This is a genomic window from Streptomyces sp. BE20 (genome assembly GCF_036322525.1).
In the GTDB taxonomy this organism is placed as follows: Bacteria; Actinomycetota; Actinomycetes; order Streptomycetales; family Streptomycetaceae; genus Kitasatospora.
Map to the genome: position 1 here is coordinate 41,668 of NZ_JAQYWW010001085.1, position 24,590 is coordinate 66,257.

Annotated in this window: 23 protein-coding genes; 21 read left to right on the forward strand and 2 right to left on the reverse strand. The window is 72.3% G+C overall.

Translation table 11 applies throughout. The annotated features are described in order from the left end of the window. Positions 1-40: 40 nt before the first annotated feature. Positions 41-715 (reverse strand): bifunctional DNA primase/polymerase, encoded by a 675-nt coding sequence (locus tag PUR61_RS31315; protein WP_329882874.1) that lies wholly within the window; start codon positions 713-715, stop codon positions 41-43. A gap of 579 nt (positions 716-1,294) precedes the next feature. On the opposite strand from PUR61_RS31315, the gene nsdA reads away from it, so the two are divergent. From nsdA to ftsH, 7 genes are all read left to right on the forward strand, one after another. Further along, positions 1,295-2,749, forward strand: a complete 1,455-nt coding sequence (nsdA, locus tag PUR61_RS31320) for a transcriptional repressor NsdA (RefSeq protein ID WP_329882875.1) — start codon at positions 1,295-1,297, stop codon at positions 2,747-2,749. A gap of 288 nt (positions 2,750-3,037) precedes the next feature. Then, on the forward strand, positions 3,038-4,420 hold the full coding sequence (locus PUR61_RS31325) for an ammonium transporter (protein ID WP_329882876.1): 1,383 nt from the start codon (positions 3,038-3,040) through the stop codon (positions 4,418-4,420). Next, positions 4,420-4,758 carry a P-II family nitrogen regulator gene (locus tag PUR61_RS31330; RefSeq protein ID WP_327681022.1) on the forward strand — a complete coding sequence of 113 codons (339 nt, stop codon included), beginning with the start codon at positions 4,420-4,422 and terminating at the stop codon, positions 4,756-4,758. Before PUR61_RS31325 ends, PUR61_RS31330 begins: the two co-directional genes overlap by 1 nt. Positions 4,759-4,878: 120 nt before the next feature. Then, entirely contained in the window at positions 4,879-7,392 is a 2,514-nt protein-coding gene (locus PUR61_RS31335) for a [protein-PII] uridylyltransferase (RefSeq protein ID WP_329882877.1), read from the forward strand. Positions 7,393-7,568: 176 nt separating this feature from the next. Continuing rightward, entirely contained in the window at positions 7,569-9,134 is a 1,566-nt protein-coding gene (gene ffh / locus PUR61_RS31340) for a signal recognition particle protein (RefSeq protein WP_329882917.1), read from the forward strand. A 78-nt stretch (positions 9,135-9,212) separates the two neighbouring features. Next, positions 9,213-9,743 (forward strand): GNAT family N-acetyltransferase, encoded by a 531-nt coding sequence (locus PUR61_RS31345; protein ID WP_329882878.1) that lies wholly within the window; start codon positions 9,213-9,215, stop codon positions 9,741-9,743. A 162-nt stretch (positions 9,744-9,905) separates the two neighbouring features. Further along, positions 9,906-11,819, forward strand: a complete 1,914-nt coding sequence (gene ftsH / locus PUR61_RS31350; RefSeq protein WP_329882879.1) for an ATP-dependent zinc metalloprotease FtsH — start codon at positions 9,906-9,908, stop codon at positions 11,817-11,819. 135 nt (positions 11,820-11,954) lie between these two features. Here ftsH and PUR61_RS31355 read toward each other — a convergent pair whose 3' ends face one another. Beyond that, entirely contained in the window at positions 11,955-12,782 is an 828-nt protein-coding gene (locus PUR61_RS31355; RefSeq protein ID WP_329882880.1) for a class I SAM-dependent methyltransferase, read from the reverse strand. A gap of 195 nt (positions 12,783-12,977) precedes the next feature. Here PUR61_RS31355 and proS point away from each other — a divergent pair, with 195 nt between their 5' ends. The 14 genes from proS (at position 12,978) to PUR61_RS31425 (ending at position 24,590) form a co-directional block, all read left to right on the forward strand. Then, on the forward strand, positions 12,978-14,390 hold the full coding sequence (proS, locus tag PUR61_RS31360; protein ID WP_329882882.1) for a proline--tRNA ligase: 1,413 nt from the start codon (positions 12,978-12,980) through the stop codon (positions 14,388-14,390). Between the two features lie 508 nt (positions 14,391-14,898). Continuing rightward, complete coding sequence (locus PUR61_RS31365) at positions 14,899-15,477, forward strand: hypothetical protein (protein WP_327681034.1); 579 nt, start codon at positions 14,899-14,901, stop codon at positions 15,475-15,477. 372 nt (positions 15,478-15,849) lie between these two features. Next, positions 15,850-16,278 (forward strand): 30S ribosomal protein S16, encoded by a 429-nt coding sequence (gene rpsP, locus PUR61_RS31370; protein WP_329882883.1) that lies wholly within the window; start codon positions 15,850-15,852, stop codon positions 16,276-16,278. Positions 16,279-16,280: 2 nt separating this feature from the next. Next, positions 16,281-16,520: an RNA-binding protein gene (locus tag PUR61_RS31375; protein WP_030306741.1), complete on the forward strand. Its 240-nt coding sequence runs from the start codon at positions 16,281-16,283 to the stop codon at positions 16,518-16,520. 137 nt (positions 16,521-16,657) lie between these two features. Beyond that, positions 16,658-17,251, forward strand: coding sequence for a ribosome maturation factor RimM (gene rimM / locus PUR61_RS31380; protein ID WP_329882884.1), 594 nt, complete (start codon positions 16,658-16,660; stop codon positions 17,249-17,251). A gap of 155 nt (positions 17,252-17,406) precedes the next feature. After that, positions 17,407-18,225, forward strand: coding sequence for a tRNA (guanosine(37)-N1)-methyltransferase TrmD (gene trmD / locus PUR61_RS31385; protein WP_329882918.1), 819 nt, complete (start codon positions 17,407-17,409; stop codon positions 18,223-18,225). A 154-nt stretch (positions 18,226-18,379) separates the two neighbouring features. Next, positions 18,380-18,730: a 50S ribosomal protein L19 gene (rplS, locus tag PUR61_RS31390; protein WP_063347674.1), complete on the forward strand. Its 351-nt coding sequence runs from the start codon at positions 18,380-18,382 to the stop codon at positions 18,728-18,730. A gap of 77 nt (positions 18,731-18,807) precedes the next feature. Next, the gene (gene lepB / locus PUR61_RS31395; protein WP_329882885.1) at positions 18,808-19,689 is read left to right on the forward strand and encodes a signal peptidase I; all 882 of its coding nucleotides are present in this window, start codon (positions 18,808-18,810) and stop codon (positions 19,687-19,689) included. Positions 19,690-19,876: 187 nt separating this feature from the next. Next, positions 19,877-20,728, forward strand: coding sequence for a signal peptidase I (lepB, locus tag PUR61_RS31400; RefSeq protein WP_329882886.1), 852 nt, complete (start codon positions 19,877-19,879; stop codon positions 20,726-20,728). Between the two features lie 247 nt (positions 20,729-20,975). Beyond that, a complete protein-coding gene (lepB, locus tag PUR61_RS31405; protein WP_329882887.1) occupies positions 20,976-21,980 on the forward strand; it encodes a signal peptidase I in 1,005 nt (334 codons plus the stop codon). Between the two features lie 145 nt (positions 21,981-22,125). Continuing rightward, positions 22,126-22,881, forward strand: coding sequence for a signal peptidase I (gene lepB, locus PUR61_RS31410; protein WP_329882888.1), 756 nt, complete (start codon positions 22,126-22,128; stop codon positions 22,879-22,881). A gap of 118 nt (positions 22,882-22,999) precedes the next feature. Further along, positions 23,000-23,473: an NUDIX domain-containing protein gene (locus PUR61_RS31415; RefSeq protein WP_329882889.1), complete on the forward strand. Its 474-nt coding sequence runs from the start codon at positions 23,000-23,002 to the stop codon at positions 23,471-23,473. Positions 23,474-23,528: 55 nt separating this feature from the next. Next, entirely contained in the window at positions 23,529-23,855 is a 327-nt protein-coding gene (locus tag PUR61_RS31420) for a DUF2469 domain-containing protein (RefSeq protein ID WP_030306725.1), read from the forward strand. A 168-nt stretch (positions 23,856-24,023) separates the two neighbouring features. Beyond that, the gene (locus PUR61_RS31425; RefSeq protein ID WP_329882890.1) at positions 24,024-24,590 is read left to right on the forward strand and encodes a YraN family protein; all 567 of its coding nucleotides are present in this window, start codon (positions 24,024-24,026) and stop codon (positions 24,588-24,590) included.

The following is a 24,590-nucleotide window of genomic DNA, read 5'->3' on the forward strand; positions in this document are numbered from 1 at the left end:
CCGGCCTGCCGACCGTGGTCCGTGCCGGGCCGGCGGACGATCAGCCGGCCATCCAGGCGGGTTCGGCGGTGCGCTCCCGGCCGCGGTGGCAGGCGTAGGCGAGGGTGCCGAGCAGCAGTCGGGCCTCGGGCGGGCAGCCGGCGTTGTCCCGGGTGGGGCGGCGCAGCCAGCGGACCGGGCCGAGGGCGCCCAGCACGGTGGGCGGGGCGGCGACGAAGCTGCCCTCTCCGTGGCAGGTGAGGTCGAGCGCGGCGTCGTCCCAGCCCATCCGGTACAGCAGGTCCGGCAGCCGGCGGGCGGTGCCGGCCGCGACCAGGAACTGCAGCCGACCGGTGGGTGCGGCGAGGACCGGGCCGACCTGGGTGCCCATCCGTTCCAGCCGGACCAGCGCCTGCAGCCCGGCCTGCTCGGGGACGTCCAGCACGTCGAAGGCGCGGCCGGTGGGGAACAGGACGGAGACGTCCGGGCCGGGGCGGGCGGAGGGTCCGCCGCCGGGTACGGGGTGCAGACCGGGAGCGGCGCAACGCGGGGTGCCGCAGTGGCAGTCGGCCGGGGTGGTGGCTGCGCGGGCCGGCTCGCCGACGACGACGGCCCAGCCCCACCGGCCGGTGTACTCCGCGGCCGCCTGGCCCGCGGTGACGCGGGTGCGGCGGCGCACGCCCAGCGGTGCCAGCCGAAGGTGCCCCAGTCGAAGTTCGCCGAACAGGTTGTCCATGCCTCCCCCAACAGGTTCTCGTCGCCGATGGTTACGGGACGGTGACTTTGTGTTGATTGTCTGGTGCGTGGTGCGTTGTGCGGTGGCGGCGCGCAGCGCGCGGAGTGCGCCTGTTGCGGTGGTGTGCCTCGGGCGCCGCCTTGTGGCGGGCGGTACCGATGCCGGATCGTCGTGCGGGCGGGGTGGGCGTCGATCGGCGCGCACGGCAAACTCGCCTGTGGCTGGGGCGCATTGTCGTGAAGGGCCGGGTGCCGGTGGGGACTTGGCGGCCCGCATATGCCGGACCGTCGGGACTACCTAGTCAAGCGCGTGCCGACTCGGTTCGGTTCACTCCTGGGGGTGGCGAAAGGTGGCGTTTCGCCAGGGCCGCTCCCCCGGACGGTACGCGGGGCATTACGTTCAGCACACGGACCTCGTCGGGGAGTCCGCTCCGGGCGCTGGGGAGCCGGGAGTTGGGGAGCTGACGGTGGGTCCGGCGGCGGTGGCGCCGCAGGTTCGGCACCGGTAAGAGCCCGCAACCGTCGGGCGGTCACGATCGGGGGCCCCGCAGCAGGGGCCGGGCGGGATGGGGACGTTCCCATGGCAGAGAAGCAACCCAACGAGAAGCTGACCACGTGGTTCGCCCGGAGCGGTTGGTCCAAGGGCGAGTTGGCGCGTCAGGTCAACCGACGGGCTCGCCAGATCGGCGCCCACCACGTCTCCACCGACACCTCGCGGGTGCGCCGCTGGCTCGACGGCGAGCAGCCCCGCGAGCCGATCCCGAAGATCATGTCGGAACTGTTCTCCGAGCGCTTCGGCTCCGTGGTCTCCATCGAGGATCTCGGCCTGCGCGCGGCCATCCCGGTCTCCACCGTCGGCGGCGGCGTCGACCTGCCCTGGAGCGCCCCCCAGACCGTCCAGCTGATCAGCGACTACTCGCGCAGCGACCTCATGCTCAACCGGCGGGGCTTCCTGGGCACCTCGCTCGCCCTGACCGCCGGTGCCGCGCTGATCGAGCCGATGCAGCGCTGGCTCGCCCCCGGCCCGAACGGCACGCCCACCCCGATCCTCACCGCCGCCAACGGCGGCGAGCCCTTCACCGGCCGACTCTCCGAGCCCGAGCTGGAACTGCTGGAGCAGACCACGGTCATGTTCCGGCAGTGGGACGCGCAGAACGGCGGCGGGCTGCGCCGCAAGGCCGTGGTCGGCCAGCTCCACGAGGTCACCGACCTGCTCCAGGAGACCTACCCCGAACAGACCACCCGGCGGCTGTTCCGGCTCACCGCCGAGCTGGCCCACCTGGCCGGCTGGATGTCCTACGACGTCGGCATGCACCCCAGCGCGCAGAAGTACTACGTGCTGGCGCTGCACGCCGCGAAGGAGGCCGGCGACCGCCCGTTCGGCGCGCTGATCCTCACCGACATGAGCCGCCAGATGATCCACCTCAACCGGGGCGAGGACGCGCTGGAGCTGATCCACCTCGCCCAGTACGGCAGCCGTGACACCGCCACCCCGCGCCAGCAGTCGCTGCTGTACGCGATGGAGGCGCGCGCCTACGCGACCATCGGCGAGGTGAACCGCTGCGCCCGGGCGGTCCGGCTGGCCGAGGACACCTTCACCGACATCCGCGAGGGCGACGGCGACCCGGACTGGCTGAAGTTCTTCTCGCCGGCCGAGCTGAACGCGGAGAACGCGCACTCCTTCCGCGACCTCGCCTACCACTCCGACCAGTCCGAGCTGTACGCCTCGATGTCCGCGCCCGTGATGGAACGGGCGGTCGACCTGTTCCGGCAGGACGGCGACCACGTCCGCTCGTACGCCTTCAACCTGATCGGCATGGCCAGCGTGCACCTGCTGCAGAAGGAGCCGGAGCAGGCCGCCGTCTTCGCCGAGCAGGCGGTCGACATCGCCACCAAGGTCCGCTCCGAGCGGCTGAACTCCCGGGTCCGCAAGACCACCGAGGCCGCCGCCGTCCGGTTCCAGGGCGTCGACGCGGTCAGCCGGCTCCAGGAGCGGGTGGTTCAGGACATTCCCGAGTACGTCTCGGTGGTCTGACCCGCCGCTCCCGTCACGCTCCGCCGACCGTACCGGCCGCCGCCGGTACGGTCGGTGGCGTATCCGGCACGCCCCGTGCGGAGCGGCCGTACGGTAACCCGTCCGGCGGTCCGGCGTGGCCGGGGTTCACGCGGGCGTAACCCCGGTGTCGCCCTCGTCACCGCCGCGAAACAACCGGCCGCATCGGCCGAAACCAGCCTTCGGCACTCTCCTTCTCATCGCCGACGCCCCGGGTACACGGGACAGGAAACCCGGGTGCGGAGCGGCTTCCACTCAGAGGAGACGCCGATGCCGGACGGCTTCAGCGCGGGCGACACCGCCTTCGTGCTCATCAGTGCGGCCCTGGTCATGGTGATGACCCCGGGGCTGGCCTTCTTCTACGGAGGGATGGTCCGGGCCAAGAGCACCCTCAACATGCTGGCGATGAGCTTCCTCTCGCTCGGCATCGTCAGCGTGCTCTGGGTCCTCTACGGGTACTCGCTCAGTTTCGGCCCCGACGCGGGCGCCGGACTGATCGGCAACCTGGACTTCCTCGGGATGCGCGGCATCGGCGTCACCGATCTCGCCGGAACGATCCCGGTCACCGCGTTCTCGTCCTTCCAGCTGATGTTCGCCATCATCACCCCGGCCCTGATCAGCGGGGCGATCGCGGACCGCGCCCGGTTCGCGGCCTGGGGCCTGTTCGTCGGACTCTGGGTGACCGTCGTCTACTTCCCGGTCGCGCACTGGGTGTTCTTCTTCGACGGCGGCAACGGCGGCTGGCTCGGCGACCGCAACGGCGTGATCGACTTCGCCGGCGGCACCGCCGTCCACATCAACGCCGGCGTCGCGGGCCTGGCGCTCTGCCTGGTGCTCGGCAAGCGGGTCGGCTTCCGTAAGGACCCGATGCGCCCGCACAGCCTGCCGCTGGTGATGCTCGGCTCCGGGCTGCTCTGGTTCGGCTGGTTCGGCTTCAACGCGGGCTCGGCCCTGGCCGCCAACGGCGTCGCGGCGATGGCCCTGATCAACACCCAGGTCGCCACGGCGGCCGCGCTGGTCGGCTGGCTGATCTACGAGAAGCTGCGGCACGGCGCGTTCACCACGCTGGGCGCCGCCTCCGGCGCGGTGGCCGGTCTGGTCGCCATCACCCCCGCCTGCGGTTCGGTCTCCCCGCTCGGCGCGGTGGCGATCGGCCTGATCGCCGGTGCGGCCTGCGCCGCCGCGATCAGCCTCAAGTACCGCTTCGGCTTCGACGACTCGCTCGACGTGGTCGGTGTGCACGCCGTCGGCGGGGCGATCGGCTCGCTGCTGGTCGGCCTCTTCGCCACCGGCACCGTCGGCCAGACCGCCAAGGGCCTGTTCTACGGCGGCGGGCTGGAGCAGCTCGGCAAGCAGGCGATGGGCGTGGCCGTGGTCGGCGCGTACTCCTTCGTGCTCTCCTGGCTGCTCGCCAAGGCGATCGACCGCACCATCGGCTTCCGGGTCGCCGAGGAGGTCGAGGTCGCCGGCATCGACCAGGCCGAGCACGCCGAGTCCGCGTACGACTTCAGCGCCCTGGGCGCCGGCCTCGCCCGGACCTCGCACGCCCCGGCCGCCTCGGTCGTCGCCGCCGCCCCCGCCGCCGGTGCTCCTGCCGGTGCCGCCCCCGCCGTCGCTCCGAAGAGCACCGAGAAGACCGAGGTCGACGCCTGATGAAGCTCATCACCGCCGTCATCAAGCCCTACCGCCTGGACGAGGTGAAGGCCGCACTGCAGGCCTTCGGCGTGCACGGCCTGACCGTCACCGAGGCCAGCGGCTACGGCCGCCAGCGCGGCCACACCGAGGTCTACCGTGGTGCGGAGTACACCGTGGACCTGGTGCCCAAGGTCAGAATCGAGGTCCTGGTGGAGGACGACGACGCCGACCAGCTGATCGACGTCCTGGTGAAGGCCGCCCGGACCGGCAAGATCGGCGACGGCAAGGTCTGGGCGGTCCCCGTCGACACCGCCGTCCGGGTCCGGACCGGTGAACGCGGCCCCGACGCCCTCTAGGAACGCCCTAGCATTCGGATGATCACGTAGGCGGGCCTGCGACCACCCCCGGTCGCAGGTCCGCTGACGGCGTATCGGCGCCGCTCGCTCCACCCGCACGACCACGGACGGGGACTTCGCATGGCTACCGGAACCGACGACCTCCGCGACGACTCCCACGACGACTCCGGCGGTGGCACCCTCGACCACGTCGCCGCCCGGGCCCGGCTGCTGGCCGGTCCCGGTCCCGGCGGCCGGGACCGGCGCGCCGCGCTGTCCGCGCTCACCGACGACTGGCTGGCCGGCCTGTTGGAGGCGGCCGGAGCCCCCGGCGGCGTCGCCCTGGTCGCGGTCGGCGGCTACGGGCGCGGCGAACTCTCCCCGCGCAGCGACCTCGACGTCCTGTTGCTGCACGAGGGCCCGCTCGACCCGGCGCTGCCCGAGCGCCTCTGGTACCCGGTCTGGGACGCCGGCGCCGCGCTCGACCACTCCGTCCGCACCCCGGCCGAGGCCCGGTCGGTCGCCGCCGCCGACCTCAAGGCGCAGATCGGCCTGCTGGACGCGCGGCACGTGGCCGGCGACCCGGCACTCACCGCCGCACTGCGCTCCGCCGTCCTCGCCGACTGGCGGGCGAGCGCCCCGAAACGCCTGCCCGAACTGCGCGAACTCGGCCGCGAGCGGGCCGAACGGCACGGTGAGCTGTCCTTCCTGCTGGAGCCCGACCTCAAGGAGGCCCGCGGCGGCCTGCGGGACGTGGTCGCGCTCAACGCCGTCGCCGCGACCTGGCTGGCCGACGCGCCCCGGGACGGTCTGGACGCCGCCGCGCTCCGGCTGGCCGACGTCCGCGACGCCCTGCACCTGGTCACCGGCCGGGCCACCGAACGGCTCAGCCTGCAGGACCAGGACCAGGTCGCCGAGCGGCTCGGCGTCCTGGACGCGGACACCCTGCTGCGCCAGGTCTACGAGGCGGCCCGGACCATCGCCTACGCGGGCGACGTCACCTGGCGGGCGGTGGACCGGGTGCTGGCCGACCGCTCGGCCCGGGGCCGGCGCCCGCACCGGCTCTCCTTCCCGTTCGCCGGCCCGTTCGGCGGCCCGTTCGGCGGGTCCGGGCGCGGTGCGGGCGCGGTGGCCCGGGGCACGGTCGACCGCCGCCCGCTCGCCGAGGGCGTGGTCGAGCAGGACGGCGAGGCGGTGCTCGCCCAGGGCGCGCGCCCCGCCGCCGACCCGGTGCTGCCGCTGCGCGCCGCGGCGGCCGCCGCCCAGAACGGCCTGACCGTCTCCTACGCGACCGTGCGCAGGCTGGCCGCCGAATGCCGCCCGCTGCCGGTGCCCTGGCCGGACGAGGCGCGCGAGCAGCTCGTCACCCTGCTCGGTGCGGGCGAGGCCTGCCTGCCGGTCTGGGAGGCGCTGGAGGCCGAGGGGCTGATCACCCGGCTGCTGCCGGACTGGGAGCGGGTCCGGTGCCGTCCGCAACGCAACGCGGTGCACCGCTGGACGGTGGACCGGCACCTGGTGGAGACGGCGGTGCGGGCCGCCGCGATGACCCGCCGGGTGGCCCGGCCCGACCTGCTGCTCGTCGCCGCGCTGCTGCACGACATCGGCAAGGGCTGGCCCGGTGACCACAGCGAGGCCGGCGAGGTGATCGTCCGCGACGTGGCGGCCCGGATGGGCTTCGACCCGGAGTCGGTGGAGACCCTCGCGGTGCTGGTCCGCCACCACCTGACCCTGGTGGACACCGCGACCAGGCGGGACCCGGACGACCCGGCGACCGTCGACGCGATCACCAAGGTGGTCACCACCCTGCCGCAGCTGGAACTCCTGCACGCGCTGACCGAGGCCGACGCACTGGCCACCGGCCCGGCCGCGTGGAGCCGCTGGCGGGCCTCGCTGGTGGACGGCCTGGCCGAGCGGGCCGCCGCCCGGCTCGCCGGGGCCCGTCCTCCCGCGGCCTTCGGCCGCGGGTACACCCACCCCGTCGAGGCCGAGCCGACCGCCGAACAGGAGCGGCTCGCCGTGGAGGCGGCCCTGACCGGCGGCCCGGCGCTCTCGCTGCTCGCCCAGGCCGAGGTGGACGAGACGGGGGCCGAGCCGATGGGCGTGCGGCTGCTGCTGGCCGTTCCGGACCGGCCCGGTCTGCTCGGCACCGTGGCCGGGGTGCTCGCGCTGCACCGGCTGGCCGTCCGCTCGGCCGGACTGCGGGAGCTGGACCCGATCGGCGCCGGGCCGGTGCTGCTGCTCTCCTGGACGGTGGCGGCCGAGTTCGGCGAGCTGCCGGAGGCCGCCCGGCTCCGGGCCGACCTGCGCCGGGCGCTGGACGGTTCGCTGGACGTCTCGCGCCGGCTCGCCGAGCGGGACGCCGCGGCGCCGCGCCGGCGGGGCATCCCCACCCCTCCGCCGCTGGTCGCGGTGGCGCCGCCGGTGGCCTCGTCGACGGCGACGGTGCTGGAGGTGCGTGCGCACGACGCGCCGGGGCTGCTGCACCGGATCGGCCGGGCACTGGACGGTGCCGGGGTGCGGGTCCGGACGGCGTACGTGTCCACGCTCGGGGCGGACGCCGTCGACGCCTTCTACCTGACCGACGAGGCGGGCCGTCCGCTCGCCGCGCAGCGGGCCGGCGAGGTGGCGGCGGCCGTCCGGGCGGCGCTGGGCTGAGGCTCGGAGGGGGCCGGTCCGGGGCCCGGGAGGGGCACGGGCGGGCCCGGTCCGGCGCTGGTCCGGGGCTCGGGCGGGGCTCGGCGAGCCCGGGTGGAGACCGCTCCCGGGGCGGCCGGATACCCTTGGGGGCGACGACCGTACTGATACCGATGCCGCAGAGGACCCGCGACGACGTGTTCGACACCCTTTCCGATCGCCTCGCAGCGACGTTCAAGAACCTCCGGGGCAAGGGCCGCCTCAGCGAGGCGGACATCGACGCCACCACCCGCGAGATCCGCATCGCGCTGCTGGAGGCGGACGTCGCGCTGCCGGTCGTCCGGGCCTTCATCAAGCAGATCAAGGAGCGCGCGCTCGGCTCCGAGGTCTCCGGTGCGCTGAACCCGGCCCAGCAGATCATCAAGATCGTCAACGAGGAGCTCATCGCCATCCTCGGTGGCGAGACCCGACGGGTGCGGTTCGCCAAGAACGGCCCGACGGTGATCATGCTGGCGGGTCTCCAGGGCGCCGGCAAGACCACGCTCGCGGGCAAGCTCGGCCACTGGCTGAAGCAGCAGAAGCACACCCCTCTGCTGGTCGCCTGCGACCTCCAGCGCCCCAACGCGGTCAACCAGCTGCAGGTCGTCGCCGAGCGCGCCGGTGTCGCGTTCTACGGCCCGCAGCCGGGCAACGGCGTCGGCGACCCGGTCCAGGTGGCGCGGGACTCGATCGAGTACGCCAAGCAGAAGCAGTTCGACGTGGTCGTCGTCGACACCGCCGGCCGCCTCGGCATCGACGCCGAGCTGATGCAGCAGGCCGCCGACATCCGTGCCGCGGTCGACCCGGACGAGGTCCTGTTCGTCGTCGACGCGATGATCGGCCAGGACGCGGTCACGACTGCGCAGGCCTTCCTCGACGGCGTCGACTTCACCGGTGTCGTGCTCTCCAAGCTCGACGGCGACGCCCGGGGCGGTGCCGCGCTCTCGGTCGCGCACGTCACCGGCCGGCAGATCATGTTCGCCTCCAACGGCGAGAAGGTCGACGACTTCGACGCCTTCCACCCGGACCGGATGGCCTCGCGCATCCTGGGCATGGGTGACGTCCTCTCGCTGATCGAGAAGGCCGAGCAGACCTTCTCGCAGGCCGAGGCCGAGAAGATCGCCTCCAAGCTGCAGGGCGGCGGCAAGGACTTCACGCTCGACGACTTCCTGTCCCAGCTGGAGCAGGTCCGCAAGATGGGCTCGATCTCCAAGCTGCTCGGCATGCTGCCGGGCATGGGCCAGATCCGCGAGCAGATCAACAACATCGACGACAAGGACGTCGACCGGGTCGGCGCGATCATCAAGTCGATGACCCCGGCCGAGCGGACCGACCCGAAGATCATCAACGGTTCGCGGCGCGCCCGTATCGCCAAGGGTTCGGGTGTGCAGGTCGGCGAGGTCAACAACCTGGTCGAGCGGTTCTTCGAGGCCCGCAAGATGATGTCCGCGATGGCCTCCGGCAAGGGCATCCCCGGGATGCCGGGCATCCCGGGGATGGGCGGCGGCGCGAAGAAGTCCGCGAAGAAGGCCCCGGCCGCCAAGGGCAAGCGCAAGAGCGGCAACCCGCTGAAGCGCGCGCAGGAGGAGGCCGCGGCCGCCGAGCGGCGCACGCTCGGCCCCGGCGCGGGCCAGGCGCCCGCCGAGGGCGGTGCGTTCGGCCTCGGCGCGGGCAAGGGCCCGTCCGACTTCGAGCTGCCCAAGGAGTTCAAGGACCTGCTGTAGGCCCTTGTCGTCCGCTTCGACGGCCCGCCGCCCGGAACCTCCGGGCGGCGGGCCGTTCGCATGCCCGATGATGGTCGGATGCGAGTGACGATCAGGGCCCCGCGGTCCGGTGACGAGGTGGCGTACGCCCAGGCGGTCCGGCGGTCCGCCGACCACATCGGGCGGTGGAACCCGGTCGAGCCGGACGGGCTGCCGGACCTGCTGGAACGCCAGGGGCCGGGTCTGCGGACCTTCCTGGTGGTCGACCGGGAGACCGGTGGGCTGGTCGGCAAGGTCAACGTGGCCAACATCGTGATGGGCCGGTTCTGCAACGGCTCGCTCGGCTACGACTCCTACCTGCCGTTCGCCGGCACCGGGAGGATGACGGAGGGCATGCGGCTGGTGCTGGACCGCTGCTTCGCCCCGCAGACGGAGGACGGTCTCGGCCTGCACCGGCTGGAGATCAACGTGCAGCCGGACAACGGGCGCTCGATCGGGCTGGCCAAGCGGCTGGGCTTCCGGCACGAGGGGTTCACCCCCCGGATGCTGTTCCTCCAGGGCGAGTGGCGGGACCACGAGCGGTTCGCGCTGACGGCGGAGGAGTGGCCCGGTCCGGGCTCGGAGGGGTAGCCGGTCCGGGGCGGTCGGGGTCGCCGGTCGGGTCCGGAGGGGTGGCCGGTCCGGGTCCGGAGGGGTGGCCGGTCCGGGGCGGTCGGGGCGGCCGTCCGTGCGGCGTGTGCGGCGCGGCGTTGCGGTTGAAGGACCCGAGCAGATGTCCGTATTGTCCGATGGGTGACCGATCCCGTGCCGCCGCGCCAGACCCCCGACCAGCCGTGGCGCTCCGAGGGCGCCCCTCCGCCGCCACCCCCGCGCCGCAAGATGCCGGGCGGCTGGTTCGGCCTCGTCCTCACCGCCCTCGTGGTGTTCCTGATCAGCGATCTGCTGCTGTCCTTCTTCGGTCCCGGCGGCGCCACCACGATCTCCTACACCGAGTTCAACAACCAGTTGAACAAGGGCAACATCACCAAGATCTACTCCAAGGGCGACTCGATCGAGGGAACCCTCAAGAACGCCGAGCCCAAGCCGGACGGTGAGAAGGGGACGTACACCGACTTCGACACCCAGCGCCCGGTCTTCGCCGGTGACGACCTCTGGGCCACCCTCCAGCAGCAGGGCGTCGAGGTCACCGCCGAACCGGTCGTCCAGCAGCGCAGCTTCCTCGTCAACCTGCTGTTCTCGCTCGCCCCGATGCTGCTGCTCATCCTGGTCTGGGTGCTGCTCGCCCGGCGGATGGCCGGCGGCCTGGGCGCCGGCCCGCTCGGCCGCAAGACCCCGCCGAAGCCGGTCACCGCGGAGTCAGGCAAGCGCACCACCTTCGCCGACGTGGCCGGTATCGACGAGGTCGAGGCCGAGCTCACCGAGGTGGTCGACTTCCTGAAGAACCCGCAGCAGTACCGCAGGCTCGGCGCCAAGATGCCGCGCGGCGTGCTGCTCAGCGGCGCGCCCGGCACGGGCAAGACCCTGCTCGCCCGGGCCGTCGCGGGCGAGGCCGACGTGCCGTTCTTCTCCGCGTCCGCCTCGGAGTTCATCGAGATGATCGTCGGCGTCGGCGCCAGCCGGGTCCGCGAGCTGTTCGCCGAGGCCCGCAAGGTCGCCCCGGCGATCGTCTTCATCGACGAGATCGACACCATCGGCCGCCAGCGCGGCGGCGGTGGCGGCATGGGCGGCCACGACGAGCGCGAGCAGACGCTCAACCAGATCCTCACCGAGATGGACGGCTTCACCGGCTCCGAGGGCGTCATCGTCATCGCCGCCACCAACCGGGCCGACGTGCTCGACCCGGCCCTGCTGCGCCCCGGCCGGTTCGACCGGCGGATCACCGTCAGCCCGCCGGACCGCGACGGCCGCGCCGCGATCCTGCGCATCCACACCAGGGCCGTCCCGCTGGCCGAGGGCGCCGACCTCAACCGGCTCGCCAAGGTCACCCCGGGCATGACCGGCGCCGAACTGGCCAACCTGGTCAACGAGGCCGCCCTGCTGGCAGTCAAGCGCAGGCAGGACGCGGTCGGGGAGCGCGACCTCTCGGACGCGCTGGAGAAGGTCCAGCTGGGCGCCGTCCGACCGCTGGTCATGCCGCAGGCGGAGCGCGAGCGGACGGCGTACCACGAGAGCGGCCACGCCCTGCTCGGCATGCTCCAGCCGGGCGCGGACCCGGTCCGCAAGATCACCATCGTGCCGCGCGGCCGGGCCCTCGGGGTCACCCTCTCGACCCCGGAGACGGACCGGTACTCCTACACCGAGCCCTACCTGCGCGGCCGGATCATCGGCGCGCTCGGCGGGATGGCCGCCGAGCAGGTCGTCTACGGGGTCATCACCACCGGGGCGGAGAACGACCTGGAGCAGGTCACCAACATCGCCCGCGGCATGGCCGGCCGCTGGGGCATGAGCGAACGGGTCGGCCGGCTCACCGCCGTCCCGTCCGACCCGCAGGGCGCGTACGGGCTCTCCGCCGCGCCGACCACCCTGGACGCGGTGGACGAGGAGGCCCGGCGGATCGTCTCCGAGTGCTACGACGAGGCGGTGCTGCTGCTGACCGAGCAGCGGTCCCGGCTGGACGCGCTGGCGGAGGCCCTGCTGGCGGCGGAGACGTTGAACGAGGAGGAGGCGTACCGGGCGGCGGGGGTGCCGCGGAAGTCGCTGGACTGAGGGGTGGGGGGCGGGGGCTGCGGCGCGGGTGTGCGCCGGCGAGGTGTGCGCGGACCGGGGCGCGCCCCGGGTCGTGCGCGCCCCGCTCCGTCGGTTCCGCCGCGGTTCCGCCGCCGTTCCGCCGCCGGTGACCCGTCAGCGCGGCCGCTCGGCGACGAGGTAGCGGAACACGTTCTCCATCCGCACCGTGCCGTCCGGCCGCAGGTACGGGTGCAGCGCCTCCTCCAGCTCCTTCGCCACCAGCGGCAGCCCGGAGAACTCCGCAGCCGCGTCGTACAGACCGGTGGAGAGCAGCCCGCGGACCGCGCTGTCCAGGTCCGGGTAGGCGAACGGGCAGCCGACCCGGCCGCCGCCGGCCGGCCGCAGACCGGTCCCGGCCAGCAGGTCCTCCAGCGCTCCGGGCGGACTCAGCTCGAACGGGTCCCGCGCCGTGCTGCGCCGGGCCATCCGGCGCGCCACGTCCAGCACCGCCGCGCTCCCGCAACGCTCCCGCGGTCCCCAGGAGGCCAGCACCACGTGTCCGCCGGGGAGTGTCAGCCGGGCCGCCTCGGCCACCGTCCGGTAGGGATCGGCGGATCCGGGGAGCCCCTCGAAAACAGTGACCAGCGAATAGGCCGAGCGGGCGACGGCCACCGCCGTCCGGGGCCCGCTCCCCACCCGCAGCCGACGGCCGCGGGCCAGCTCGCGCAGCTCGCTCTCCGGCTCCAGGCCGGCGACCTGCGCACCGCGTCCCGCGGCGAGCAGCAGCGCCAGTCCCGACCGGCAGCCCAGCCCCAGCACGCTGGTGGCGGGACCGACCTCCAGACGGTCGTGGACGGCCTCGTAGAGCGGCACCAGCATCCGTTCCTGGATCTCCGCCCAGTCGCGCGCCCGGGCGGCGGCGTGTTCGGCCACCGAGCGCGGGTCGTGCGGTGGTGCGCCCGTGGGTCGTACGGTCGTGCCGGTCACCCGCGCTGAAGCCATCGCGGTCTCCTATCCGGTCCTTCGGTGTGCTGCTCCGGCCCCCCAAAGTCCCGCCCCACTCCAGCGAACAGCGGCTCGGGCGCGGCGTCCAGAGGGGTGCGGGGTGGTGCGCGCGTGTCGGGGTGGTGCGCCCCCGGGTGAGACGCCGCGCTATCGATTCGAAGTCGAAGGCCGGATCGCCGTACCATTCGCCCCATGGCTAAGGCACCCGTTCTCACCCCTCAGGCGGAAGACTTCCCGCGCTGGTACCAGGACCTCATCAGCAAGGCCGAGCTGGCCGACAACGGTCCGGTGCGCGGCACCATGGTCATCCGACCGTACGGCTACGGCCTGTGGGAGCGGATGCAGCAGGAGATGGACGCGCGGATCAAGAAGGCCGGCGCCCAGAACGCCTACTTCCCGATGTTCATCCCGCAGTCCTACCTGACCAAGGAGGCGGAGCACGTCGAGGGCTTCGCCCCCGAGCTCGCCGTGGTGACCCACGGCGGCGGCAAGCAGCTGGAGGAGCCGGTCGTCGTCCGTCCGACCTCCGAGACGATCATCAACGAGTACTTCTCGAAGTGGGTGCAGAGCCACCGCGACCTGCCCCTGCTGATCAACCAGTGGGCCAACGTGGTCCGCTGGGAGCTGCGCCCGCGCGTGTTCCTGCGCACCACCGAGTTCCTCTGGCAGGAGGGCCACACGGCCCACGCCACGTACGAGGACGCCCGCGAGTACGCCTCGATGATCCACACCCAGGTCTACGGCGACTTCATGACCAACGTGCTGGGCATCGACGTCGTGCTCGGCCGCAAGACCGCCAAGGAGCGCTTCGCCGGCGCCATCAACACCCTCACCCTCGAAGGCATGATGGGTGACGGCAAGGCGCTGCAGATGGGCACCAGCCACGAGCTGGGCCAGAACTTCGCCAAGGCGTTCAACACCACGTACCAGCTGCAGGGCGCCGAGCGCGAGTACGTCTGGCAGACCTCCTGGGGCGTCTCGACCCGCATGGTCGGCGGCCTGATCATGTCGCACGGTGACGACAACGGTCTGCGGGTCCCGCCGCGGCTGGCCGCCGTCCAGGCCGTCGTCCTCGCCATCAAGGGCGACGACGCGGTGCTCGCCAAGGTCCGCGAGATCGGTGCCCGGCTGGAGGCCGCCGGCATCCGGGTGGTCGTCGACGACCGCACCGACACCCCGTTCGGCCGCCGCGCCGTGGACTGGGAGCTCAAGGGCGTGCCGCTGCGCATCGAGGTCGGTCCGCGCGACCTGGAGAACGGCACCGCGATGCTGGCCCGCCGGATCCCGGGCGGCAAGGAGCCGGTCGCGATCGACGGCCTGGTGGAGCTGCTCCCGGGCATCCTCGACGAGGACCAGGCGCAGTTGCTTCGCGAGTCGCGCGAGCGCCGCGTGGCCCGCACGGTCGACGTGAAGAACCTCGACGAGGCCGTCGAGGCCGCTGCCACCGGCTGGGGCCGCATCTCCTGGGCCGAGCTCGGCCCGGCGGGCGAGGCCAAGCTGGCGGAGCAGGGCGTCTCGGTGCGCTGCATCGTGGCCGCCGACGGTTCGGTGCCGCAGACGGACGATCAGGACGGCAACATCGCGATTGTCGCGCGCGCCTACTGACGGACGACTACGGACGACCACGGACGACTGTGCGCAACCGGCGCGGTCCCTCGGTGGCGTTGTCGGCGTGGGTGATGTGTCGTACGGGATGTGTCGTGAGAGATGTCGTAATACGACATCCACTGACGCGGACTGACGGCTGTTGACCGGCGCTGCGGTGAATTCGCGGGGCCGCTGACCGGGCTTGTTCCGCGCATGTCTCACATGTCGGCATCGCTACTGGTCGGTCAACTGCCGGTATTAACGGAATAGCGGTACGGTGTACGGCCCGTGGCCCTGTCAACTCGACAGGTCCGCGGGCCGTACGTCCTGGGGGCGACAGCCCGTCCCCGGACGGAATTGACGAGGCTCGCCGAGCTCGGCGGCCCCAAACCAGCAGGGGGTTGGTCTTGCGTCAGATCCGGAACGCGCATTTCGCGCGGGCTCGCACATTCCTGAGAGTTTCCTGGGAATTCCCGGGGAACGGGAACACGCGGAACATCAGCTCCTACTCCATCGTTGGTCTAGCGTGAGCACGACACAGCCCCTCGTTCTCGCGGCCGAACTGGCCGCCGCCTGGAGTGACATCCAGGCCTACCATCAGGACCTCCCCGACCTCGCCTCTCCCGAGGCGTTGATCGGCGAGTCCTCCTCGGCCTGTGGTACCCGGCTCGGTTTCGAGCGGCTCCTCCACGAGGCTGCCCATGGTCTGGCCGCGGCCCGGGACATCCGGGACACCTCGCGGGCCGGCCGCTACCACAATCGGCGCTTCCTCCTCCTGGCCTCCGAGCTGGGCCTGGCGCACCCGGTCGAACCGCACGCCAGTAGCGGCTTCTCCCAGGTGACCATGCTCAAGGAGACCCAGGAGCGGTACGCCGAGACCATCGAACGCCTGGACCGCGCTCTGGGGGCGCACCAGGAGGCGGTGGCCGGTGAGGGAGCCTCGCGCGCCTTCCGCGGGCCGGCCGCCCGGCACGGCTCCTCCGGGGGTGGCGTCCGGGTCAAGGCGGTCTGCGGCTGCGGCCGCAACGTCCGGGTCGTTCCGTCCGTCCTCGCGCAGGCGTCCATCGTCTGCGGGGCCTGCCAGCAGCCGTTCAAGATCGCGTAGTCCGGGGAGCTGGAACAGCTCGGGGAACCCGGGGAACCGGTCGGTGGCTGTGCGGGCAGCGTGCCGGGCCGGAGCGATCGACGGCGTTCGACAATGATTCGCCAGTGATGTGGAAGTGGTTGGGCTGACCGGGAGCGGGGGCTCCCGGTCGACCTGTTTCCGGGCCCCTTCACGGCGGGCACCGAAGGGGCGGCCGGTCCCGGCTCGTGCGAGCCGGTCTGCGCCGGTATGGCACAATGGACAGCTGAGTACTCGGCAGCCGAGCAGGACCCCTCTCTCCTACGGCTGGCGTGTCCCTTGAACGGCCCACTTCGCAACCCCACGCGACGGCAGGGCCGCTCACCCACGTCAACACCAGGAGAATCCACTCCCGTGGCAGTCAAGATCAAGCTCAAGCGTCTCGGCAAGATTCGCTCCCCGCACTACCGCATCGTCGTCGCGGACGCCCGCACCAAGCGTGACGGCCGCGCGATCGAGGAGATCGGCATCTACCAGCCGACCTACAACCCCTCGAAGATCGAGGTCGACACCGACCGCGCCCAGTACTGGCTGTCCGTCGGCGCCCAGCCGACCGAGCCGGTTCTCGCCATCCTCAAGCTGACCGGCGACTGGCAGAAGTTCAAGGGCCTGCCGGCTCCGGCGCCGCTGCTCGTCGCCGAGCCGAAGGTCGAGGACTTCTCGCACCTGTTCGCCAAGGCCGTCGCCGGCTTCGAGGACGCCACCACCGGTGTCGCCATCACCCCGAAGGCCAAGAAGTCGGACAAGGTCGAGGCTGAGGCCGACGCCGCCGCCGAGGCCTGAGCGTGATCGAGGACGCCCTCGACCACTTGGTGAAGGGCATCGTCGAGCACCCCGACGAGGTGCAGGTGCGCTCGCGCAACCTGCGTCGGGGCAACACCATCGAGGTGCGTGTGCACCCCGATGACCTCGGCAAGGTGATCGGCCGGGGCGGCCGCACGGCGCGCGCACTGCGCACCGTGGTCGGCGCCCTCGGCGGTCGCAACGTCCGGGTCGACCTCGTCGACGTGGACAGCATTCGCTGACGCAGCTGTTCGTTGTTCGGACAGTCGTCGGATTCGAGGCCGGCCGGGACGCATGGCGTCCCGGCCGGCCTTCGCCGTTTTCTCGTGCTGCCCACCGCGGCAGCCTTCCCAAGCACTCACCCAGGAGAACGATCACCGTGCAGCTCGTCGTCGGCAAGATCGGCCGCGCCCACGGCATCAGGGGAGACGTCAGTGTCGAGGTCCGCACCGACGAGCCGGAGCTCCGGCTCGGGCCCGGTGCCGTCCTGCTCACCGACCCCGCGTCGACCGGGCCGCTGACCGTCGAGTCCGGCAAGGTGCACAGCGGCCGGCTCCTGCTGCGGTTCGCCGGCGTGAAGGACCGCAACGCCGCCGAGGCGCTGCGCGGCACCGTCCTCATCGCCGAGGTCGACCCGGAGGAGACCCCGGACGACCCGGAGGAGTACTACGACCACCAGCTGATCGGCCTGGACGTGGTGCTGCTCGACGGCACCCCGGTCGGTGAGCTCACCGAGGTCGTCCACCTGCCCTACCAGGACCTGCTCACGGTCAGGAAGGCCGACGGGACGGAGGTGCTGGTGCCCTTCGTCACCCGGATCGTGCCGGTCATCGACCTGGAGAACCAGCGCGCCGTGATCGACCCTCCGGGCGGGCTCATCGACCCGGCGGGGGCCGAGGTCGCCGGGAGCGAGGCCGAGGAGCCCGCCGACGGCCCGGAGGCGTCGGCCGAGGCCCGGGAGGAGTCGGAGTGACCACCGAGGAGCCGACCGTTCCCGTCGGCGCCGATGCCGATGCCGGTGTCGAGGTCGACTCCGGTGCCGGTGCCGGTGCCGGTGCCGGGTTCGGTGCCGAGGTCGAGGTCGAGGCCGCCGGTGTCGTCGCCGGGGTCGCGCCGGTGCAGAGCGGGATGCGGATCGACGTCGTCTCGATCTTCCCCGAGTACCTGGAGCCGCTGAACATCTCGCTGGTCGGCAAGGCCCGCGCTCGCGGCCAGCTCGACGTGCACGTCCACGACCTGCGCGACTGGACGCACGACGTGCACCGGACCGTCGACGACAGTCCGTACGGCGGCGGCCCGGGCATGGTGATGAAGCCCGAACCGTGGGGCGAGGCGCTCGACGCGGTGATCGGCCGGGGCCCGGCGGGGGAGGTGCCGACCCTGGTGGTGCCCACTCCGAGCGGTCGACCGTTCACCCAGGAGCTCGCGCAGGAGCTCGCCGGTCGTCCGTGGCTGGCGTTCACCCCCGCCCGCTACGAGGGCATCGACCGTCGGGTGATCGACGAGGCCGCCACCCGGATGCCGGTCGTCGAGGCGTCGATCGGCGACTACGTGCTCGCCGGGGGCGAGGTCGCGGTCCTGGTCATGGTCGAGGCGATCGCCCGGCTGCTGCCGGGTGTGCTTGGCAACGCCGAGTCCCACCGGGACGACTCCTTCGCGCCCGGCGCGATGGCCGACCTGCTGGAGGGCCCGGTGTACACCAAGCCCGCCGAGTGGCGCGGACGGGCGGTGCCGGACGTGCTGTTGAGCGGCAACCACGGCCGGATCGCCCGCTGGCGGCGCGAACAGGCATTCGCCCGCACCCTGGCCAACCGGTCGGACCTCGTGGAGCGCTGGCGGTACGGGGCCTTCGACAAGAAGGACCGGGAGGCGCTCAGCGTCCTCGGCCTGGCCTGGGACGAGGGGCTCGGCCGATTTCGGTCAGCGGCCGGTGATGTGGAAGAATAGGCCGCTGTTGTCTGTCGCTGGGCTCCTCCCGTAGGGGTCACGTGGTTCGGCGCCCCCGCCACGGGGGGACCGCCGGTCGCCGATGCGGCCCGCAGCACACCCCATTGTGACGAACTTCCGTGGGCGGCCCGTGGCGCCTGCGATGGAGAGCAACATGAGCAACAAGCTCGCTGCTGTCGACGCGGCTTCGCTGCGTAGCGACATTCCGGCCTTCCGCGCCGGTGACACCCTGAAGGTGCACGTCCGGGTCATCGAGGGCAACCGCTCCCGTGTCCAGGTCTTCCAGGGCGTCGTCATCCGCCGCCACGGCGCCGGCGTCGGTGAGACCTTCACCGTTCGCAAGGTCAGCTTCAACGTCGGTGTCGAGCGCACCTTCCCGGTGCACACCCCGGTCGTCGAGAAGATCGAGGTCGTGACCCGCGGTGCGGTTCGCCGCGCCAAGCTGTACTACCTGCGTGACCTCCGCGGCAAGGCCGCGAAGATCAAGGAGAAGCGCGACCGCTGATCCACCGTCCTCCGGCTCCGCCGGGGGATCGGATCGCTCTGGGGGGCCGGCCTGCCGCACGGTAGGCTCAGCCCCCGATGAGCACGCACGAACCACCCGCGGACCGCGACGGCTGTCCCGCACCCACCGGTGCGGACTCGCCGACGCGGTCCGCGGTCGTTTCCGCGGGGGATTCTGCGGACAGGTCCGCGGACCGGGTCGCCGCGGACGCGGCAGACGCCGGGGAGCGTGCTGCCGGCACTGCCGGGGACGCCGGGATCGCCGAGGACGCGGAGGAACCGGCCCGGTCGCGGTCCCGGGACCTCCTGCTGCTCACGGGTGTCTGCCTGGTCGTCCTGCTGCTGGTCAACGCCTTCGTGGCGCGTCCGTTCTCGGTGCCGTCCGCGTCGATGGAGAACAGCCTGCGCCCCGGCGACCGCCTGATCGTGAACAAGCTGTCCTACGCGTTCGGCGGCCACCCCGAACGGGGCGACGTGGTGGTGTTCGACGGCACGGGTTCCTTTCTGCGCAAGCCGGTCGAGCGGGACGGGTTCTGGACCGGGCTTCGCTCCTTCGGCCGGGATGTCGGTCTGGTGCCGGCCGGCGACACGGTCTATGTGAAGCGGGTCATCGGTGTCGGCGGCGACCGGGTCACGAGTGCCGGCCCGGGGCACCCGATCACCGTGAACGGCGTGCCGGTCGACGAGTCCGCCTACCTGGCGCCGGGGGACGAGCCGTCCGCGGTGGCCTTCGACGTGGTGGTCCCCGCCGGCAAGCTCTGGGTGATGGGTGACCACCGAACCGCTTCCCGGGACTCGCGCGACCACCTCGGCGAGCCCGGCGGCGGGTTCGTTCCGGAGGGCAGGGTGATCGGGCGGGCCGCCTGGGTGGTCTACCCGGTCGGGCACTGGAGCAGCCTGGACCGGCCGGCGGCGTTCGCCGCGACAGGGGGGACGGGTGGTCATGGGGACCAGAGGTAGGGGCCGGCTGGTCGACCGTCCGGCCCCCGGGTCCACCGGATCCCCAGGGTCGGGGAAAGAGGCAGGGGCAGGGGAAACACCGGAGCCGTCCTGGCCGGAGCCGGTCGGCGCCGAGTCGGCGGGGCCCGAACCCGTCGGTCCTCGCCGGACCGGTCCTGAGCAGGTCGGTCCTGAGCAGGTCGGGCCGGTGGTCCGGGGCCGGGCCGAGCGCCGGCGCACCGCCCAACGGGCGGCCCGTCGCCGCAGACGTTCCCATCTGCGGGAGATCCCGCTGATCATCGTGGTGGCGCTGGTGGTGGCGCTGGTGATGAAGACCTTCCTGGTCCAGGTCTTCGTGATCCCCTCCGGTTCGATGGAGCAGACCATCCAGATCGGCGACCGGGTGCTGGTGGACAAGCTGACCCCCTGGTTCGGCGCCGAGCCGGAGCGCGGCGAGGTGGTGGTGTTCAAGGATCCGGGCGGCTGGCTGGAGAACGGCCACCACGGCCCGTCCTCGGACGGGCCCGTCCTGCGCGGGGCCAAGCAGGTGCTGACCTTCGTCGGACTCCTGCCGTCGGACAGCGAACAGGACCTGATCAAGCGCGTGATCGGAGTCGGTGGCGACACGGTGGAGTGCTGCGACGAGCAGGGCAGGGTCAGCCTCAACAGCAAGGCGTTGGACGAGCCCTACCTCGCGCCGGGCAACCCTGCCTCCCGGCAGCCGTTCAAGGTGAAGGTGCCGCAGGGGCGGCTCTGGGTCATGGGTGACCACCGGGACGTGTCCGCCGACTCCCGTTTCCACATGGGGAATCCGGGCCAGGGAACCATCCCGGTGAGCGGAGTGGTCGGGCGGGCGTTCATGATCGCCTGGCCGCTGGGTCGGGTCCATCAACTTGATGTGCCGGTTTCACTCTCCTCGGTGGCGCAGGGCCCGGGAGCCCGCGGAACTGTGCCGAACTCCGTGGATGTTGGGCCGGGTCCTGAGGAACCTCCGCTCGTTATGGGTGTGTTGGGCATCCTTCCGCTCGTCGGCCGCAGGGTGGGGCGGGACCGACTGTAGGTCGGAGCAGGCCGATGACCGGCCGGGTCGCGCGTGTGGGACCGCGAGCCGGATGCCTGGGAGTGATAGAGAAGAGTGCTGGTGCGGCCTGTCCGTGTTGACTGGTCGCATTCGAAGGCTGTGCTGGTGTCAGGTGCGCCCGGACGGGGTGGTCCTGACGTTCACGGTCGGTGGTGGAGCGTGGTGCCCGCTGTGCGGCACTGTGAGCGCGGACGCACGGGCGTCCGCACAGCAGGGAGGAGACGTTGTGGGGGATTTGGTGATCGGCGCCCGCTCAGGCGCCGGAGAGCCCGAGGGCTCCGGCGGCAGGGCGGCCCGGTCCGCGGAGTCGACTGCGCCTTCGGCCTCGGCCGAGGATGCGACGGCCCAGTCCGCCGACGAGCACGGCGACGGCGCGGGTGACGCCTCCGAGGACACCGGAGGTGGGACCACGCCGGCCGACGAGGCGGAGGAGCAGTCGGGCCGGACCGAGCGCAAGCAGCGCTCGTTCTGGAAGGAACTGCCGATCCTGATCGGTATCGCCCTGGTCCTGGCGCTCGTGATCAAGACCTTCTTCGTTCAGGCGTTCTCCATTCCGTCGGAGTCGATGCAGAACACGCTTCAGGTCGGGGACCGCGTCCTGGTGGACAAGCTCACCCCGTGGTTCGGTGCCGAGCCGGAGCGCGGCGAGGTCGTGGTGTTCCACGACCCGGGCGGCTGGCTGGCCGACGAGCCCACCAACGAGAGCAGTAACTCCTTCGTCCGGGGCATCCAGGAAGTGCTCAGCTTCGTCGGCCTGATGCCCTCCGACAACGAGAAGGACCTGATCAAGCGGGTCATCGCGATCGGCGGCGACACCGTCGAGTGCGAGGGCGAAGGCCCGGTGAAGGTCAACGGGATCGCGCTCGACGAGCCGTACGTCTTCCCCGGGAACACCCCCTGCGGCACCAAGCCGTTCGCCCCGGTGAAGGTCCCGGAGAACAGCATCTGGGTGATGGGTGACCACCGCGCGGACTCGCTCGACTCGCGGTTCCACATGGACCAGCCGGGCGGCGGCACCGTCCCCGTCGACGAGGTGATCGGGCGTGCCTTCGTGGTGGCGTGGCCGATCGACCACTGGTCGACGCTTCCGGTGCCGGCCACCTTCGACCAGAAGGGCCTTGCGTCGGCTGCGCCGGTGGTGCCGGCCGCTGCCGGGGCCGTGGGCGCCGTCGCCCTGCTCCCGCTGGTGCGCCGGCTGCGGAACCGGGCGGAGCGCGACAAGCGGTCCTGACACCGAACCTCTTGTTCCCGGGTCTTGCGCGGGCCGTGGTACCGACGAGTAATCTGCTCGGACGTGCCACGGCCCGCCGGGTTTTCCGCCCGCGGACCGGGCGCACCGTGAGCGTTTCCGGGTCTGTCAGGGTTGGACGGTATCGATGAGCAGTCTCGCGGAACGGGCGCCCGACCGTCAGCCGGCCACCCCGCAGCCCCGGTCCCGCTTCAAGCCCGCAGCCGTACTGCAAGGGGTGCTGCTCGGGCTCGGGCTGGTCCTGATGATCGGCGGCTTCGCGGTGATCGCCGTGAACTACCGCCCCTACGACATCCCGACCGCCTCGATGGCCCCCACGCTCCAGGTCGGGGACACCGTCCTGGCCAGGAAGACCGACGGCGCGGACATCGGCCGCGGTGACGTGGTGATCTTCCGTGACCAGGCCTGGGGCGCACAACCCATGGTCAAGCGCGTCGTGGCGGTCGGCGGTGACACGGTCGCCTTCGACGGGGGACAGCAGCGGCTGACCGTCAACGGCAAGCCGGTGGAGGAGTCCTACCTCTCGGCGCAGGGCCCGCAGGGCGGTTCCTACAGCGTGACGGTTCCGGCGGGCCGCCTGTTCCTGCTCGGCGACAACCGGCTGGGCTCGCTCGACTCCCGCGTCCACCTGGAGGTCGACGGCGGGACCGTCCCGGCCGCCGACGTGGAGGCCCGGGTCGAGGGCACCGTGCTCCCGTTCGGTCGGGCCGGCCTGCTCGCCGGTACCAGCGCCTTCGACGAGGTCGGCGGACCCGGTCCGGCCGGACCCGGTCCACTGGAGCCTGCCTTCTACGCGACCGTTGTAGGCGCGGCGACGGTCGTGGTGACCTCGGCGGTGGGCGGAGCGGCAGGTCTGGTCCGCAAGCGCCGCCGGCCGTCCTGACCCCGGCCGGTACCGCGCGTGCCCGGGCCGCTCTGTCGAACCTCGCCCCGGACGCCCGCGCCGGGTGGCAGGATCGGGGGAACGACCGGGTCGGACGAAGGGAGCGTGGAGACCCGCCATGACGGCACAGCGGCGCAGGGCGTCGCGGATCCTGCTGCTCGACGGCCGGGACCGCCTGCTCCTCTTCCACGGCGCCGACCCCGCGACACCCGGCGTCACCTGGTGGTTCACGCCGGGCGGCGGCCTGGAGCCCGGCGAGGACGTACGCGAGGCGGCCGAGCGGGAGCTCGCGGAGGAGACCGGCCTGCGGGGCGTGGAGCTGGGCCCGGTGGTGGCGTACGGCACGGCTTCGTTCTCCTTTCAGGGGCGGCGCTACGAGCAGGAGCAGTGGTTCCACCTCGCCCGGACGACGGACATGGTGCTCGACCACTCGGGCATGGGCGCGGACGAACACGCCCAGCTCCTCGCGGCACGCTGGTGGACGGTCGGGGAACTGAGGGCCACCACCGAGACCGTCTACCCGGTCGGGCTGGTGGACTTTCTGGAGCGGCTGTTGACCGAGGGGCCACCGGTCACTCCGGTAAGGCTCTGAGGGTGGGTGCAGTGGTCCACAATGGGTGGACGTGACAAGTTGAGGGGACGCCTGGATGAGTGCCGAAGATCTCGAGAAGTACGAGACCGAGATGGAGCTCAAGCTCTACCGGGAGTACCGGGACGTCGTCGGCCTGTTCAAGTACGTGATCGAGACCGAGCGACGGTTCTACCTCACCAACGACTACGAGCTGCAGGTGCACTCGGTCCAGGGCGAGGTGTTCTTCGAGGTGTCGATGGCGGATGCGTGGGTCTGGGACATGTACCGGCCGGCCCGGTTCGTCCGCAAGGTCCGGGTGCTGACCTTCAAGGACGTGAACATCGAGGAGCTCGCGAAGAGCGATCTGGAGCTGCCCTCGGACGAGCCCGGCTTCGGGAACTGACGTTGGACCGCCCCGGCCCCGGATGTCCAGGGGAATTTCGCGCATTCCGGGATTACCACTCCTGCGGGTGACAGGAGTTATCCACAGGCCGGGGTTTTCCACAGGAAGTAGCAACCTTCTGGTCCGCCCCGGGGCCGCACGGCAACCTCCTCGGCGGAGGTGGTCACCGTGCAGGACACCAAGCGCGCAACGCGCAAGCAGACGGCGAAGGCCCAGCAGGACGGTCGGCCGCCGCGCCGGAGGGCGGCGCGGCCCGGGGCGACCGGCGGGCAGTCCCCGCCGGTCACCCCCGGTGCGGCCGGCCCGGCGCGGACCGGCAACGGCGGCCTCGGCCGCTACGGCGAACAGGTCGCCGCCCGGCGGCTGGCCGAGGACGGCCTGCGCATCCTGGACCGCAACTGGCGGTGCACCGAGGGCGAACTCGACATCGTGGCCCTCGACGGCGACACCGTGGCGGTCTGCGAGGTGAAGACCCGCTCCGAGCGGGGGTTCCAGCACCCCAGCGAGGCGATCGACCGGACGAAGGCCGCCCGGCTGAGGCGGCTGGCGGAGCGCTGGATGGCCGAGCGCTGGCCCGGCCACTTCGAGCGACTGGCCGGACCCGACTACCGGCCGGGGCCCGCCGATCCGCCGTGGGTACCCGTCCCGCCGGGCGGAGTCCGGATCGACCTGGTCGCCGTCATCAACCGGATCCGCGGCGCCGCTTCGGTGGACCACCTGCGGGGGGTGGTCTGA